Source organism: Paenarthrobacter sp. NPDC090520 (genome assembly GCF_044769205.1).
GTDB lineage: Bacteria > Actinomycetota > Actinomycetes > Actinomycetales > Micrococcaceae > Arthrobacter.
This window is the reverse complement of sequence record NZ_JBIVXM010000004.1, coordinates 183,591-198,875: the sequence shown is the minus strand read 5'-3', so window position 1 is coordinate 198,875 and position 15,285 is coordinate 183,591. Positions and strand designations below refer to the sequence as shown.

Annotated in this window: 14 protein-coding genes; 12 read left to right on the top strand and 2 right to left on the bottom strand. The window is 64.4% G+C overall.

The annotated features are described in order from the left end of the window. The first annotated feature begins 526 nt into the window (after positions 1-526). Positions 527-1,408 carry a type IV toxin-antitoxin system AbiEi family antitoxin domain-containing protein gene (locus ACIQTZ_RS07335; protein WP_402978933.1) on the top strand — a complete coding sequence of 294 codons (882 nt, stop codon included), beginning with the start codon at positions 527-529 and terminating at the stop codon, positions 1,406-1,408. 507 nt (positions 1,409-1,915) lie between these two features. Here ACIQTZ_RS07335 and ACIQTZ_RS07330 read toward each other — a convergent pair. Further along, positions 1,916-2,338, bottom strand: a complete 423-nt coding sequence (locus ACIQTZ_RS07330; protein WP_397324428.1) for a hypothetical protein — start codon at positions 2,336-2,338, stop codon at positions 1,916-1,918. Positions 2,339-2,351: 13 nt separating this feature from the next. Next, positions 2,352-3,023: a trimeric intracellular cation channel family protein gene (locus ACIQTZ_RS07325; RefSeq protein WP_400328761.1), complete on the bottom strand. Its 672-nt coding sequence runs from the start codon at positions 3,021-3,023 to the stop codon at positions 2,352-2,354. Between the two features lie 63 nt (positions 3,024-3,086). On the opposite strand from ACIQTZ_RS07325, the gene ACIQTZ_RS07320 reads away from it, so the two are divergent. The 11 genes from ACIQTZ_RS07320 to ACIQTZ_RS07270 all read left to right on the top strand — a co-directional run bounded on the left by ACIQTZ_RS07320 (position 3,087) and on the right by ACIQTZ_RS07270 (position 15,187). Next, entirely contained in the window at positions 3,087-3,785 is a 699-nt protein-coding gene (locus ACIQTZ_RS07320) for a sirohydrochlorin chelatase (protein WP_400328767.1), read from the top strand. A 151-nt stretch (positions 3,786-3,936) separates the two neighbouring features. Then, positions 3,937-5,679: a nitrite/sulfite reductase gene (locus ACIQTZ_RS07315; protein ID WP_402978930.1), complete on the top strand. Its 1,743-nt coding sequence runs from the start codon at positions 3,937-3,939 to the stop codon at positions 5,677-5,679. Next, positions 5,676-6,389, top strand: a complete 714-nt coding sequence (locus ACIQTZ_RS07310; protein WP_402978927.1) for a phosphoadenylyl-sulfate reductase — start codon at positions 5,676-5,678, stop codon at positions 6,387-6,389. Before ACIQTZ_RS07315 ends, ACIQTZ_RS07310 begins: the two co-directional genes overlap by 4 nt. Beyond that, positions 6,386-7,393 (top strand): sulfate adenylyltransferase subunit CysD, encoded by a 1,008-nt coding sequence (cysD, locus tag ACIQTZ_RS07305; protein WP_402978924.1) that lies wholly within the window; start codon positions 6,386-6,388, stop codon positions 7,391-7,393. Before ACIQTZ_RS07310 ends, cysD begins: the two co-directional genes overlap by 4 nt. Continuing rightward, entirely contained in the window at positions 7,394-8,806 is a 1,413-nt protein-coding gene (locus ACIQTZ_RS07300) for a sulfate adenylyltransferase subunit 1 (protein ID WP_402978921.1), read from the top strand. A gap of 98 nt (positions 8,807-8,904) precedes the next feature. After that, complete coding sequence (gene mmuM, locus ACIQTZ_RS07295) at positions 8,905-9,858, top strand: homocysteine S-methyltransferase (RefSeq protein WP_402978918.1); 954 nt, start codon at positions 8,905-8,907, stop codon at positions 9,856-9,858. 154 nt (positions 9,859-10,012) lie between these two features. Beyond that, positions 10,013-11,161, top strand: coding sequence for an ABC transporter substrate-binding protein (locus ACIQTZ_RS07290; protein WP_402978915.1), 1,149 nt, complete (start codon positions 10,013-10,015; stop codon positions 11,159-11,161). 120 nt (positions 11,162-11,281) lie between these two features. Continuing rightward, complete coding sequence (locus tag ACIQTZ_RS07285; RefSeq protein WP_402978912.1) at positions 11,282-12,013, top strand: ABC transporter ATP-binding protein; 732 nt, start codon at positions 11,282-11,284, stop codon at positions 12,011-12,013. Beyond that, positions 12,003-12,941 carry an ABC transporter permease gene (locus ACIQTZ_RS07280; protein ID WP_400328787.1) on the top strand — a complete coding sequence of 313 codons (939 nt, stop codon included), beginning with the start codon at positions 12,003-12,005 and terminating at the stop codon, positions 12,939-12,941. The genes ACIQTZ_RS07285 and ACIQTZ_RS07280 overlap by 11 nt, the downstream gene beginning before the upstream one ends. Positions 12,942-13,427: 486 nt before the next feature. Beyond that, positions 13,428-13,985: a dihydrofolate reductase family protein gene (locus tag ACIQTZ_RS07275; RefSeq protein ID WP_402978909.1), complete on the top strand. Its 558-nt coding sequence runs from the start codon at positions 13,428-13,430 to the stop codon at positions 13,983-13,985. Positions 13,986-14,116: 131 nt separating this feature from the next. Further along, positions 14,117-15,187, top strand: a complete 1,071-nt coding sequence (locus tag ACIQTZ_RS07270) for an LLM class flavin-dependent oxidoreductase (RefSeq protein ID WP_402978906.1) — start codon at positions 14,117-14,119, stop codon at positions 15,185-15,187. Positions 15,188-15,285: the final 98 nt, after the last annotated feature.

Below are 15,285 nucleotides of genomic sequence, written 5' to 3'. Positions count from 1 at the left end.
GGCACACCACGACGGCGGTGCTCGGCTTTGGAGGGCACACCACGACGGCGGTGCTCGGCTTTGGAGGGCACACCACGACGGCGGTGCTCGGCTTTGGAGGGCACACCACGACGGCGGTGCTCGGCTTTGGGCGCGCGGCTGGGCTGGCGGGTGGTGGCGAGGGCTTAAATGGAATGGCCCCGGCTCGCTGCAACGTTACGAGTCATACGCTGCACCGAACCGGGACCACAATCTCCGTTCGCATCAGACCCACCGGAGGCATTTAGTGGATCCGTGAATAGCTTATGACAACTCTGTCACATATGCAACTCCGTGGGTCAAAGAAATTTCGATGGAAGTGCTGTCATTTACAACGGTCAACCGTGCCGTTAGCTCCAACTTTGATTCCGATGAACCCATGACACGCCGGCTGAGGAGTCTCCGGTCGGTGGTGACGCTGCAAAGTGGGTGATGGGGGGTACGGGGTTTTCCACATACGGCTTTCTGAGTGCAGCGTGCGGCCTTGGCAAAGTCACAGCATGGGCTGATGGATGTCACTCAATTTCTCCGCAACCGTCATGGGGCTGCGACCACCGCATCCCTCTATGCAGCTGGATTTACCCGCAGGCGATTGGCGAAAGCCGTCAAGGAGGGCGATATCAGCAGGCTCCATCGAGGTGTGTACATCGCGATGGACGCTGATCCGGACATCGTGGCGGCGTTCCGGGCCAATGGAAAACTGACATGCGTTTCCGCCGCCCGGTTCTATGGCCTGTGGACGCTCCACGATGGTCCGCTCCACGCTGGTGGGCAACTCCACCTGAGCTGCGGCACCGGGCTTGCCAGGCGACGGATTGTCCACCACGGCCAGCGCCTGCACCCGGACCATCCCTATCTACCCGTGGCAGGAGTCGCCGACGTCCTGCTGCATGCCATGAGGTGCCTCCCCGAGTTGGAAGCCCTGGTCATGGTGCAGAGTGCTGTCAGTCATGCCTTGCTGACCACCACATTCCTGGAAAGCAAGATGAACGGCAACCGGAACGGAGTAGCCAGGGCCATCCTGGGCCTCGTCCTGCCGAGGGCCGACTCGCTCTTGGAGGTACTCGCCCACACCCATTTCACGCGGGCCGGGTTGCAAGTCCGGATGCACGCGGATGCCCCAGGGGTCGGTGAAGTTGATTGCCTGATCGAGGAATGCCTGATCGTCGAACTCGACGGCGGGACTCACTTCGAGCCGAAACAGGTGAAGAAGGACCAATACCGGAACAATGCAGGACTCCTCGGCGGCCTCACGAGCCTGCACTACTACTATGCAGACGTCGTGTATCAGCCACAGAAGATGGTGGACGAAGTCCTGGCTGTGCTCCGGAACAGGGAGGCTGGGCGTTTCGGGCCGTTCCGATACCTGGCCAGCCAGCCGCCGTCGTAATTAATTCCAAGCGCTGTACCGCCACGACCGACTTTGAGGGCACCAGACGGCCGTGAGGGCCGTGAAACGGAGTGTCGCGTCGGTTTAGCGCTCAAAGTGGGTCGTGGCGGTACACGGGCCGGGCCGAAGGGGGGCGGGAGGAGTGTGGCATGGCGGGGCAGGGGCCGGATGGATGAGGCGAACAGGGCCGGGGGAGTGTGGCGGGGCCGTTCCGATACCTGGCCAGCCAGCCGCCGTCGTAATTAATTCCAAGCGCTGTACCGCCACGACCAACTATGAGGGCAAAAGGTAGCCGGGAGGCCCGTGCAACGGCGTGTTGCGTCGGCTTCCCGCTCAAAGTGGGTCGTGGCGGTACACGGGCCGGGCCGAAGGGGGGCGGGAGGAGTGGGTCGTGGCGGTACAGGGGCCGGGCGAAAAGGACGAGGGCCCCGGACCAGCTGCGCCGCACAACAAAAACAGCCCCCGGCAACCACAACGGGCTGCCCGGGGGCTGCGAACAAGAAAAACCTAGTCTTCGTCGTTGAATGCCCAATCGAACATGTCGAAGACGAACTCGGAGAACGTACCTTCCTCGCTCTTCCACTGGCCGCGGGCATTGTTGCGGCGGAAGACGATGGGGTCAGGGACGCCGAGGTCGGCGACGCGGAAGCCCCACGTGAACTGCTCGTCCTCGTCCTCGAGGAACATGAGGAAGCCTTCGTCATCGACTTCGAGTTCCTCGGGATCCCAGAAGTAGTGGTACGCCTCCATGAGGTCTTCGCAGCCGCCCAGGGCGAGGTAGAACTCGCGGAGAACCAGGGGGATGGTGAAGGAGTGCTCGGACAGTGCGTCATCGAGTTCGCCGGGCGTGAGGCCGTCTTCTTCCTGCCATTCATCCTCGAGATACTTTGGGACCAGCGCGCGGAACTTCTCGAGGAACATGTCAGTCATGCTCTAATCCTAGCTAATCGCGGACCCCGGAATTCGCCCCCGGGCCAACCCCTGCGCGGTGCCATCCGCGGACGGCCAGTGGCACGTACCACCCGCGTCGCCAGGCGGTGACGCGGAAGGCGAAAACGATGCCCGCGACAAGGCAGGCCCAGAGTCCGTTGAAGTCACCCAGATGCCACAGCAACGTGGTCAATCCGGCGCCGACGAAGGCCGGGAGGGCGTAGATGTCGCGGTTGTTGAAGAGGGTGGGAATCTCGTTGGCCGTGATGTCCCGCAAAAGCCCGCCGCCAACAGCCGTGGTGACGCCAAGCAGGATGCAGGTCACGGGATTCATCCCCGCCGTGAGGGCCTTCAGCGTACCGGTGATGCAGAACAGGGCCAGCCCGCCGGCGTCGAACAGGGTCAAGAGGGAAGTGAACCGCTGGACCGAGGAGAACAAGTAGTAAACCAGCAGCGCGGCCAGCAAGGGCGGGGCCAGATAGGCGGGGTTGGTGAAGGAAGCCGGGGGACCGGCGTCGATGATGATGTCCCGGATGACACCGCCGCCCAGGGAAACAATGGAGGCAAGCAGCACCGAGCCAACAAAGTCGAACTGCTTCCGCGCGGCCAACAGCGAGCCTGAAACGGCAAAGAAGAACACGCCGATGAGGTCGAGCCAAAGAAGAACAATGTCGATGGAAATCAAGTGGACGGTTCTTTCTGGAGCGCGCTTCACAACAGGTGCTGGCTCAACGTTACGCTAGCTCCCATGAACAGCCCCGTCTTGATCGCTTGTGCCCACGGAACCCGCAACGCCGAGGGCCAGGCAGCCATTCGCCAGGTCATGGCCGAAATCGAGGAACTGCGGCCGGGGCTTCAGGTCCTGGAGGCCTACGTGGACGTCCAGGAGCCCGAGCTGTCCGGGGTGGTGGAAGGGCTGCCCGAGGGGACCGAGGCCGTGGTGGTACCCCTTCTGCTCAGCACCGGGTTCCACATCAAGGTTGACGTGCCCAAAGCGATCAAGACCCGGCCCGAGGTAGTGGCCGCGAAGCCGATCGGGCCGGATCCGCGACTGGCGGAGCTGCTGGCCGCCCGCTTGCGCGCCTCCGGACTGCAGGAGAACGACGGCGTCCTGCTGGCTGCCGCGGGATCGTCCCTTCCGGACGGCTCGGTTGACTCGGAGGAGCAGGCGCGCCTGCTCGCGGAACTGCTGCCGAACAAAGTCCGGGTGGCTTACGGTGCCAGCGCCCAGCCCAACGTGCCCGACGGCGTTGCCTCCTTGCGTTCAGAGCTCACCGGAAGCGGGGGCCGGGTTTTCATTGCGTCCTACCTCCTGGCGACAGGCTATTTCCACGACCAGTTGTTCAAGGCAGGGGCGGATATTGTGACGGACCCGCTGCTGCCCTCACCGGTTCTGGCCGAGATCGCGCTGGAGCGGTATGACGCAATAAAGGACAGCCTTTCCTAAACCATTCGGCCGCGAAATGACGGGGCAAGGGACTGCATAAGAAGCTGGTGCGGACAAGGCCCCACGACTGTTCATGACGAAGTGTTTCCTTAGGTGACTCAACATTTCCGGACCTTTGCTGGCGAAATCTGGCCACACCTACCCTCGATATATGACAGAAACAGCTGTAGCCGGTGCGCCCGCGGACACCGAAGTCTCGAAGCGTCCCGCACGCACCCGCCCGGCCGCCAAGCCCCACGGTCAGTGGAAGGTTGACGGCACCACGCCCCTCAATGCCAACGAAACCTGGAAGCAGGAAGATAACGGGCTGAACGTCCGTGAGCGCATTGAGTCTGTCTATTCCAAGGAAGGCTTCGACTCGATCGACGGCACGGACCTGCACGGCCGGTTCCGTTGGTGGGGCCTCTACACCCAGCGCAAGCCCGGGATCGACGGCGGCAAGACGGCGACGCTTGAACCGCACGAGCTCGAAGACAAGTACTTCATGCTCCGCGTGCGCATCGACGGCGGTGCCCTCACCACCGAGCAGCTCCGCGTCATCGGCCAGATCTCCGTGGACTTTGCCCGCGGCTCGGCCGACCTGACGGACCGCCAGAACATCCAGCTCCACTGGATCCGCGTTGAAGATGTCCCGGAAATCTGGCGCCGCCTGGAAGCTGTGGATCTGTCCACCACCGAGGCTTGCGGCGACGTTCCCCGCGTCATCCTGGGCTCCCCGGTTGCGGGCATCGCCAAGGACGAGATCATCGATCCCACGCCCTTGATCCACGAACTGTCCGAGCGCTTCATCGGCGACCCGGAGCTGGCCAACCTGCCCCGCAAGTACAAGACCGCCATCACGGGCCACCCGTCCCAGGACGTGGTGCACGAGATCAACGACTTTGCCCTGGTAGGCGTCGTCCACCCCGAGCTCGGTGCCGGCTACGACCTCTGGGTTGGTGGTGGCCTCTCCACCAACCCGCGCCTGGCTGAGCGACTTGGCGCGTTCGTCTCTGCCGATGTTGCCGCCGAAGTATGGCTCGGCGTCACCAGCATCTTCCGCGACTACGGTTACCGCCGCATGCGCACCAAGGCCCGCCTGAAGTTCCTCATGAACGACTGGGGACCGGCCAAGTTCCGCCAGATCCTCGAGGACGAACACCTCGGCTTCAAGCTCCCGGACGGCCCGGCCGCTCCGAAGCCCACCTCGCCGGGCGACCACATTGGCGTCCACGAGCAGAAGGACGGCAAGTTCTTCATCGGCGTTACCCCCACTGTGGGCCGCACGTCCGGTGAGGCCTTGGTGAAGCTGGCCAACACCTTGGAGCAGCACGGCACCTACCGCCTGCGCACCACGCCGCACCAGAAGCTCGTCATCCTGGATGTTGAGAAGGACCAGGTGGAGCCGCTCATCGCCGAACTGGACACCCTGGGCCTCTCCGCCCGTCCGTCCGTGTTCCGTCGCGGCACCATCGCCTGCACCGGCATCGAGTTCTGCAAGCTGGCCATTGTTGAAACCAAGGTCACCGCTGCAACGGCCATCGCCGAACTGGAACGGCGCCTGGCCGACCTCGTGGAAACCAAGCAGCTGCCCCAGGCACTGTCCCTCCACATCAACGGCTGCCCCAACTCCTGCGCCCGCATCCAGACTGCTGACATCGGCCTCAAGGGCATGATGCTGCCGACGCCCGACGGCGACCCCACCCCGGGTTTCCAGGTCCACCTTGGTGGCGGGCTGGCAAACAACGAGCGCGAAGAAGCCGGTTTGGGGCGTACTGTCCGCGGCCTCAAGGTCACGGTCGAAAACCTGCCCGACTACGTCGAGCGTGTGGTCCGCAAGTTCGTCGAAGTTGGCGCCGAGGGCCAGACCTTCGCTGAGTGGGCACACTCCGCAGACGAAGGAGACCTCCAGTGACCACTGCCATCAAACGTTCGCAGGAAGAGCTCAAGGCACTGGCCGAAGCCGGCGCCGCCGAGCTCGACTGGAACGCGCCCGCCGCCGACGTGATCGCGTGGGTGGCACGGAACTTCGAACTGCCCGCCATCACGGTGGCCTGCTCCATGGCTGATGCGGTCCTGCCGGCCCTGGTGGCCGAGCAGATTCCCGGCGTCGACGTGCTGTTCCTGGAGACCGGCTACCACTTCAAGGAGACCTACCAGACCCGTGACGAGGTTGCGGCGAACCTGCGGGTCAACGTGGTGGACGTTCTCCCCGAACACACGGTCGAAGAGCAGGACAGCCTTTTGGGCAAGGACCTCTTTGCCCGCGATCCCGGCCAGTGCTGCGCGCTCCGCAAGGTGGCACCGCTCCGGCGTTCGCTTGGTGGCTACGAGGTGTGGTTCACCGGCGTACGCCGCGACGAAGGCCCCACCCGCACCAACACCCCCGTGGTCACGTGGGATGAAGGCTTTGGCCTGGTCAAGGTGAACCCCATGGTGGACTGGTCCTTCGATCAGTTGGTGGAGTACTCCGAGGACAACATCCTTCCCGTCAACCCCCTCCTGAGCCAGGGCTACCCGTCCATCGGATGCCAGCCCTGCACCCGCAAAGTGGCCCCGGGCGAAGACCCCCGAGCCGGCCGCTGGTCAGGTACCGACAAGACAGAATGCGGACTACACACATGAGCACTTCTACAACCAGCGAGGACCTCGAGTTGAACCAGTTGCAGAGCGAGACCGAGGAATCCGCCGCGGCGTGGCGGCCATCGCGAAGCGGGCACGGCGGATCCTCGGTCGAGCGACTCAGCTCACTGGACACCCTGGAGTCCGAGGCCATCCACATCATCCGCGAGGTTGTTGCCGAGTTCGAGAAGCCCGCGCTGCTGTTCTCCGGCGGCAAGGACTCCGTGGTGATGCTGCACCTGGCCACCAAGGCTTTCTGGCCGGGCAAGGTTCCCTTCCCGGTGCTCCACGTGGATACCGGCCACAACTTCCCGGAGGTCCTGGACTTCCGCGACCGCACGGTTGAGCGCCTGGGCTTGAAGCTCGTTGTGGGCTCGGTGCAGGAATTCATTGACCGCGGCGAACTGGCCGAGCGTGCCGATGGCACCCGCAACCCGCTTCAGACGGTTCCGCTGCTGGATGCGATCCAGAAGAACAAGTTCGACGCCGTTTTCGGCGGCGGCCGCCGCGACGAGGACAAGGCCCGTGCCAAGGAGCGCATCCTGAGCCTCCGCGACGAGTTCGGCCAGTGGGATCCGCGCAACCAGCGTCCCGAGCTGTGGAACCTGTACAACGGCCGCCACACGGTTGGCCAGCACGTTCGTGCGTTCCCCATCAGCAACTGGACCGAGCTGGACATCTGGCGTTACATCGAGCGCGAGAACATTGAGCTCCCCGGCCTGTACTACGCCCACGAGCGCGAGGTCTTCGCCCGCGACGGAATGTGGCGCGCGGTCGGCGAGGTTTCCCAGCCGCTCCCGCACGAGGACGTCATCACCAAGACGGTCCGGTACCGCACGGTGGGCGACATGTCCTGCACCGGTGCCGTCGAATCCGACGCATACACCGTGGCCGACGTCGTTGTTGAAGTCGCTGCCTCCACCCTGACCGAACGTGGCGCCACCCGTGCAGATGACCGCATCTCCGAGGCAGCCATGGAAGACCGCAAGAAGGACGGCTACTTCTAAATGAGCACCGAAACCACCTTCCTGGAAGCCGGACTCGAGTCCGCGCCGCTTCCGTCCACGCTGTTCCGTTTCGCTACCGCCGGCTCGGTCGACGACGGCAAGTCGACTCTTGTGGGCCGCCTCCTCCACGACTCGAAGGCGATCCTTGCCGACCAGCTCGACGCCGTTGCCCGCACCTCCGCGGATCGCGGCTTCGGCGGCGACAAGGGCGGCATCGACCTGGCGCTCCTGACCGACGGCCTGCGTGCCGAGCGCGAGCAGGGCATCACCATCGACGTCGCTTACCGCTACTTCGCCACGGACCGCCGCAGCTTCATCCTGGCGGACTGCCCGGGCCACGTTCAGTACACCAAGAACACGGTGACAGGCGCGTCCACTGCGGATGCCGTCGTCGTACTGATCGACGCCCGCAAGGGTGTCCTCGAGCAGACCCGCCGCCACTTGTCCGTGCTGCAGTTGCTGCGCGTGGCCCACGTGATCGTGGCTGTGAACAAGATCGACCTGGTGGACTTCAGCGAGCAGGTGTTCCGCGATATTGAAGCGGACGTGCAGAAGGTTGCCCGCGAGCTGGGCCTTGGCTCGGATGGCGTAGCCGACCTCCTGGTGGTTCCCGTGTCGGCGCTGGACGGCGACAACGTGGTGGACCGCTCGGAGCGCACCCCCTGGTACACCGGCCCCGCCCTGCTGGAGGTCCTCGAAACCCTTCCGGCCGCAGACGAACTCGAAGCCGAACTGGAAAGCTTCCGCTTCCCGGTCCAGCTGGTGATCCGCCCGCAAGGTGCGCTGGCTCCCGACGCTGTAGCCGGTGGACTGGACGTTGAGGCCTACCGCGATTACCGCGCCTACGCCGGCCAGATCACCGAAGGCTCGGTCAAGGTTGGCGACCAGGTCACGGTTCTGACTCCGGGACACGAACCGCGCAACACCACGGTGGTAGGCATCGACTTCGCCGGCCGCTCGCTTGAAGAAGCAGCTGCCCCGCAGTCCGTGGCGGTCCGTCTGGCCGATGAACTCGACATTGCCCGTGGGGACACGATCGCTGCAGCAGGCACCGTCCGCGAAGCTTCCGCAGACCTCTACGCCTCGCTGTGCTGGCTCTCGCCCAAGCCCCTGCGTGAAGGCCAGAAGGTCCTGGTGAAGCACGGCACCCGTACGGTCCAGGCACTGGTCCGCAGCGTTTCCGGCAAGCTTGACCTCGCCACCTTCAAGTCCGAGCCGGCGTCGAGCCTGGAGCTCAACGACATCGGAAACGCGCAGCTTCGCCTCGCCGCCGCGCTGCCCTTGGAGAACTACCTGCGCCACCGCCGCACGGGTGCGTTCCTGGTGATCGACCCGATCGATGGCAACACCCTTGCCGCCGGCCTGGTCAAGGACCACCCGGGCGACCACGAAGACGAACGTTACGTCATCTAAGGACACGCAAAGACACAGAACCGCGGCTTGTTCGCTGGTCCCGGCCATTAAAGGCGGGATATCCGAACAGGCCGCGGTTTCTTTTTTGGAAAGGCACCATGCCCCGGAACACCACCTTGAGCACTCTCCTTGACGCAGGCACTGACCTGGTCCTGGACGGCGCCCTGGCCACCGAACTCGAAGTCCACGGCTGCGATCTTGACGATCCGTTGTGGTCCGCCAAGGTCCTGCTGGAACAGCCGCACCTGATCAAGCAGGTTCACCGGGACTATTTCGACGCCGGTGCCTCCGTGGCGATCACGGCCAGCTACCAGGCCACGCCGGCAGGCTTCGCGCGGCGGGGCCTTTCCGTGGAGGAATCGTTGGAGCTTGTGTCCCGGAGTGTCAGGCTGGCCGACGAAGCCCGGCAGGAGTACTACGCTGCGCACCCCGGTGCCCGCTCCCTCCTGGTGGCAGGGTCGGTGGGACCCTACGGAGCCTACCTCGCCGACGGCTCCGAGTACCGCGGCGATTACACGCTTTCTTCCGCGGAATTCCGGGATTTCCACCGCCCACGCATCGCCGCGCTCGTGGACGCCGGGGTGGACTTCCTTGCCTGCGAAACGTTGCCATCCTTTGCCGAGGCGGAGGCGCTGCTGGCGCTCGTGACGGAGTTCGACGTCGAAAGCTGGTTCACGTTTACGCTGCGGGACAGTGCCCGCATCAGTGACGGAACGCCCCTGACGGACGTGGCGGCGCTGCTCCGCACGGAACCGCGCGTTGCCGCCGTCGGGCTTAATTGCGTGCCGCTGGAACTTGTGACCCCGGCGTTGGGCACCCTCCGGAACCTCACCGACGCGCCGCTGGTGGCGTACCCGAATTCGGGTGAAACCTACGACGCCGTGACAAAGACCTGGGGAGCTTCCGAGGGTGCCGGTCACGTCGGCACCCTGGCTGGGAACGCTGCTGACTGGCGGACGCTGGGTGCCCGTTTGGTGGGAGGTTGCTGCCGCACGAATCCGCGGGATATTGAAGCCTTGGCGACGAATATGACGCCACATGAACCTTCATGAACCCCGATTTCTCCGGGATTGAAGCGAAATATGACAGTCCCTACTGTGAATTCATGACCTCCCTGGAACGGTCCTTCCTTGCCTTCGATGGGCGATGTTAGGGGCCCGATCTTCGCCCCGCTTCACATCCCCAAAGATTCCTAAGGACCTCCCCATGGCAAACACCCCCGAGTCGCAGAAGCCTGATCCAGGCACCATCCGCATTGTTGCGGGCGAGTCCACCAAGCCCAAACGCCGCCGTGCCTTGGAGGTCGGTCTGGCTGTCGGCCTCGTCCTGCTGATCGGTGCGGGCGCGGCCGTGGCCTCGGTTGTGTCGAACAACAACCAGGCAGCCCCGGCTGTGACCACTTCGCCGGCGGCTGAGCTGAAACTTGGTTACTTTAGTAACGTCACCCACGGCCCTGCGTTGGTGGGTACCAGCAAGGGCTTCATCGCCAAGGAGCTCGGCAGCACCAAGCTCAGCACCCAGGTATTCAACGCCGGCCCGGCCGCGATTGAGGCCCTGAACGCCGGCGCGATCGACGCCACGTACATTGGCCCGAACCCGGCCATCAACTCCTTCGTTAAGAGCAACGGCGAGTCCATCAGCATCATCGCCGGCGCGGCAGCCGGTGGTGCCCAGTTGGTGGTCAAGCCCGAGATCAACTCTGCAGCGGATCTGAAAGGCAAGGTCGTGGCGTCCCCGCAGCTTGGCGGCACCCAGGACGTGGCGCTGCGGGCCTGGTTGGGGGACCAGGGGTACAAGACCAGCCCTGATGGCAGTGGTGATGTGACCATCAACCCGACTGAGAACGCGCAGACGTTGAAGTTGTTCCAGGACGGAAAGCTCGACGGCGCGTGGTTGCCTGAGCCGTGGGCCTCCCGTCTGGTGCTCGAGGCCGGGGCGAAGGTCCTGGTGGATGAGAAGGACTTGTGGGAGAAGGGTGATTTCACCACCACCATCCTGATCGTGAACAAGAAGTTCGCCGCCGAACACCCGGAGACTGTCAAGGCGTTGTTGAAGGGCCACGTTGAATCGGTGAACTGGTTGAACTCCGCCTCGGCCGAGGAGAAGGCCACCACCATCAACGCCGTGTTGAAGGACACCGCGGGCAAGCCGCTCCCGGCCAATGTGATCGACCGGGCGTTGCAGAACATCAAGTTCACCACCGACCCGCTGGCCGGGACCTACAAGAAGCTCCTCCAGGACGGCGTGGACGCAGGTACCACCAAGACCGCCGACATCAACGGCATCTTCGACCTCCGCGCCCTGAACGAGGTGGAGGGCAAGAAGACCTCCGCCGCCGGACTCGGCCAGGACTAAGCACTACACAGGCCGGTCCGCTTCCACCCCGGACGCGGACCGGCCTTGGCCGCAACCGGACCACTCCGGTCGCGGCGCACGCAGTACCAGCTTCACGAACAACAAACGAAGGACGGGACCATGCCAGTCGTACTGGAGAACTTGGGCAAACGCTTCGGTGACGGCGCCCCCGTCCTGGACGACGTCAACGCCACCATCGGGCAGGGCGAATTCGTTGCCCTCCTCGGTGCGTCCGGCTGCGGCAAGTCCACCCTGCTGAACATCATCGCGGGACTGGAGCACCCGACGTCGGGCGCCCTTGAGGTGCCCAGCGACGGTGCGGCCTTCATGTTCCAGGACTCGGCACTGTTCCCGTGGCTGACGGCGCGCGGCAACATTGAACTCGCCCTGCAGCTCGCCGACAAGTCCAGCAGCAAGGCGAGCCGTCATGCCCGGGCAACAGAGCTGCTGGAGCTCGTCCACCTCGGCGGTGCCGGTGACAAGCGTCCGCACGAACTGTCCGGCGGCATGCGCCAGCGCGTGGCCCTGGCCCGTTCGCTTGCCCAGGACCGGCAGGTGCTGCTCATGGACGAGCCGTTCGCTGCCCTGGATGCCATCACGCGCGACCTCCTCCACGACGAACTTGAGCGGATCTGGAAGGAAACGGGCCGCACCATCATCTTCGTGACCCACAACGTCCGCGAGGCCGTGCGCCTGGGTCAGCGCGTGCTGCTGCTGTCCTCGCGTCCCGGCCGGGTGGTGGCTGAGTGGGATGTCACCGAAGAACACCGCACTGACGCCGGCCGGGCAGGGGAGCTCACCGGCGTCATTACCCGACGACTTCGCGAGGAGATCCGCCGCCATGCCAAGTAACCAGACCACCGAAGAGCGGACCCTCCCCGTGAGCGACCAGAACCACATCACCTCGCCGTCCATCAAGGGCAACCCTTCCGAGCTGCGGGACCTTGAGGCGGGCCTGGACAACCTCCAGTCGGACACACGGCGCAAGGCCGGCATTGACTGGAAGCGCATCCTGTTGCCAGTGGCGGCCTTGGTGGTCCTCGTGCTCGTTTGGCAGTTTTACGTTTCCCTGGGTTTGAAGCGCCGCGACCAGGTTCCCGGCCCGATTGATGTTCTCACCCAGCTGGGCGTCCTGTGGGGCGAAGGCAAGGTCCAGGAATCCGTGTGGACTTCACTGCAGCGTGGCTTGGTGGGCTTCCTGATTTCCGTGGTGGTGGCAACTCCTGTGGGCTTGTTGCTGGCGCAGGTTGCTCCGCTCCGGCGCGCTTTCGGTCCGTTGATCTCCGGCCTGCAAGTCCTGCCTTCCGTGGCTTGGGTCCCCGCCGCCATCATCTGGTTCGGGCTCACGGACGCCACCGTTTACTTCGTGGTGCTCATGGGTGCCATCCCTTCGATCATCAACGGCCTGATTTCCGGCGTCGACCAGATCCCGCCGCAGTACCGCAGCGTTGGCACTGTCCTTGGCGCCAACCGCGTGCAGATGGCGTTGCAGATCGTCCTTCCGGCGGCCCTCCCCGGGTACATCGGCGGCTTGAAGCAGGGCTGGGCGTTCTCATGGCGCTCCCTCATGGCCGCGGAAATCATTGCCGTGGGCGGCACCATCGGTTTCGGCTTGGGCTCCTTGCTTGACCAAGGCCGTGCGTTGTCCGATATGGCGATCGTGATGTCCGCGATCCTGCTCATCCTGTTTGTGGGCATCCTGATCGAGCTGCTCGTGTTCGGCCCGATCGAGAAGCGCCTCCTGCAGCGCCGCGGCCTGCTCGCGGGCAGCTCCCGCTAACCCTTTCGAAAAGCGACGAGCCCTTTCGAAAGGCGACGAGCCCTTTCGAAAGGCGACATAAAGCCCGACGGTGACTCCCGCCGTCGGGCTTTACCTTCGGACGCTCTCTCACCGAACACCCCTTTCTTGCGGACGCTCTCTCATCGAACACCCCTTTGTTGCGGACGCTCTCTCATCGAACACCCCTTTCCCAGCGATCCTCTCCCACGTATCGTCCGTTTTCCGCGGTTGCTCTCTCCCTTCTTCGTCTGCCCCGCAACCTTTCGCGCCCTGTGCTGCCGTTCCCGCCCGCTCCCCTTCTTCGTCTGCCCCGCACCCCTTCGCGCCCAGTGCTCCCGTTCTAACGGGTGCGGATGGCGCGAACTGGTGCGGTCGGCGGCAACGTGGCGGGTTCAGTCGCGGGGTGCGGGGTGCGAGTGGCGGGAACGGGTGCCGCAGCGGGAGGCACCCGCTGACGCGCCCGCATCCGAGGGCTAGGATCGCCAGATGGGACTCCTTACTTTCAGTATCAACGTCACGTTGGATGGCTGCGTCGACCACCGGGAGGGCATCGCCGACGACGAGACGCATGCGCACTTCACCCGCCTTTTGGACCAAGGCGGGGCCATGCTTTGGGGCCGCACCACCTACGAAATGATGGAAGCCTACTGGCCGCTGGTCGCCCGCGGCGAGGTCGATGCGCCGCCGGCCCTGAAGGAGTGGGCGGACAAATTGGAGACGAAGCCGAAGTACGTTGTTTCCGGAACGCGAAGCGAGTTCCCGTGGACCAACAGCCACCACTTGACCGGCGAGCTGCGGACAGCCGTCCAGGAACTCAAGGACAACACTCCCGACGGGGTGCTGGTGGGCAGCGGCAAGCTGGCCACGGAGCTGGACAGGCTGGACCTGATCGACGAGTACAAGTTCCTGGTCCACCCCATGATCACCGGCCACGGCCCCACCCTCTATCAGGGCGGGCTTTCCGGCACCCGACGCCTCGAGCTGGTCGAGGCAGAGCCGCTCAGCAACGGAGCGGTGGCCCTGCACTACCGCCGGGCTCCTTAGGGTTTTACGCACGACGGCGGTGGCAGCCTGGGGGGGCACGGGAGGCACTTTGTACTCCGGGCACCGAGTGGTTCGCAGCACAAACCTGACCTTCGCGGAATGAGCGGGCACGGCACGGCGTTGTCCCGGACATGCACAAGAAACGGATCGGCTTTCTTTCCTTCGGCCATTGGGCCCGCGTCCCCGGTTCACTGGTTCCCACTGCAGGCGAAGCCCTCAAGCAGGGGATCGAGCTCGCTGTTGAGGCCGAGAAACTGGGCATTGATGGCGCGTTCTTCCGCGTGCACCACTTCGCCCGGCAGCAGGCTTCGCCCTTCCCGCTCCTGAGCGCCATCGCCGCACGTACCAGTCGCATCGAAATGGGCACGGGCGTGATCGACATGCGCTATGAAAACCCGTTGTACATGGCGGAGGAAGCAGCGGCCACAGACCTGATCAGCGACGGCAGGCTGCAACTCGGCGTGAGCCGTGGTTCACCCGAGCCGGCGCTGAACGGCGCTTCCCATTTCGGTTACGTTCCTGAGGAGGGCGAGGACGGCGGCGACATGGCACGACGCCATACTGCCTTGTTCCGCAAGGCCATTGCAGGACACGGCGTAGCCCAGGCAGACCCGCATTACGCAGGAGGCGCTACCGGGCTGCTTCCCATCCAGCCACAGTCACCCGGCCTTCCACAACGGATTTGGTGGGGTGCCGGCACCAGGAAGACCGCAGTCTGGGCGGCCGAGCAAGGCATGAACCTGATGAGCTCAACACTCCTTACCGAGGACACCGGCGTGCCCTTCGACCAACTGCAGGCCGAACAGATCCAGATGTTCAGGGATGCCTGGGCAGCTGCGGGTCACGACTTCGAGCCAAGGGTTTCCGTAAGCCGCAGCGTCATTCCGATCGTGGACGCGGAAGACAACCACTACTTTGGTCTGCGCGCGCAGGCTGATCGCGAGGACCAAGTGGGAATACTCGACGGCGCCCTGTCCCGTTTCGGCAAGAGCTACATCGGCTCCCCGGAGCAACTGGCCGAGGAACTCGCGCAGGACGCGGCGGTGCAGGCAGCGGACACCGTGCTGCTCACGGTTCCGAACCAGTTGGGCGTGGAGTACAACGCAAAGCTCCTGGGGAATGTGGCCAAACACGTCGCCCCTGCGTTCGGCTGGAAGCCAAATTGGGAAGACCTGGTGCAAGGAGACGCGATCCAGCGTTAGGGTAACGGCAGACGGCTGCTATGGGTGGTTTTCTCATGACGGTCGACCGGCAACGGACGACCTCCAGCATCGGGTCATACGAGAGATCGGGTCATTGG

Excerpts from the sequence above, each read along its gene's own strand:
- cysD (WP_402978924.1), top strand. The coding sequence starts at position 6,386 with ATGAGCACTTCTACAACCAGCGAGGACCTCGAGTTGAACCAGTTGCAG.
- ACIQTZ_RS07315 (WP_402978930.1), top strand. The coding sequence starts at position 3,937 with ATGACAGAAACAGCTGTAGCCGGTGCGCCCGCGGACACCGAAGTCTCG.
- ACIQTZ_RS07335 (WP_402978933.1), top strand. The coding sequence starts at position 527 with ATGGATGTCACTCAATTTCTCCGCAACCGTCATGGGGCTGCGACCACC.
- mmuM (WP_402978918.1), top strand. The coding sequence starts at position 8,905 with ATGCCCCGGAACACCACCTTGAGCACTCTCCTTGACGCAGGCACTGAC.
- ACIQTZ_RS07275 (WP_402978909.1), top strand. The coding sequence starts at position 13,428 with ATGGGACTCCTTACTTTCAGTATCAACGTCACGTTGGATGGCTGCGTC.
- ACIQTZ_RS07320 (WP_400328767.1), top strand. The coding sequence starts at position 3,087 with ATGAACAGCCCCGTCTTGATCGCTTGTGCCCACGGAACCCGCAACGCC.
- ACIQTZ_RS07270 (WP_402978906.1), top strand. The coding sequence starts at position 14,117 with ATGCACAAGAAACGGATCGGCTTTCTTTCCTTCGGCCATTGGGCCCGC.
- ACIQTZ_RS07290 (WP_402978915.1), top strand. The coding sequence starts at position 10,013 with ATGGCAAACACCCCCGAGTCGCAGAAGCCTGATCCAGGCACCATCCGC.
- ACIQTZ_RS07285 (WP_402978912.1), top strand. The coding sequence starts at position 11,282 with ATGCCAGTCGTACTGGAGAACTTGGGCAAACGCTTCGGTGACGGCGCC.
- ACIQTZ_RS07300 (WP_402978921.1), top strand. The coding sequence starts at position 7,394 with ATGAGCACCGAAACCACCTTCCTGGAAGCCGGACTCGAGTCCGCGCCG.
- ACIQTZ_RS07330 (WP_397324428.1), bottom strand. The coding sequence starts at position 2,338 with ATGACTGACATGTTCCTCGAGAAGTTCCGCGCGCTGGTCCCAAAGTAT.
- ACIQTZ_RS07280 (WP_400328787.1), top strand. The coding sequence starts at position 12,003 with ATGCCAAGTAACCAGACCACCGAAGAGCGGACCCTCCCCGTGAGCGAC.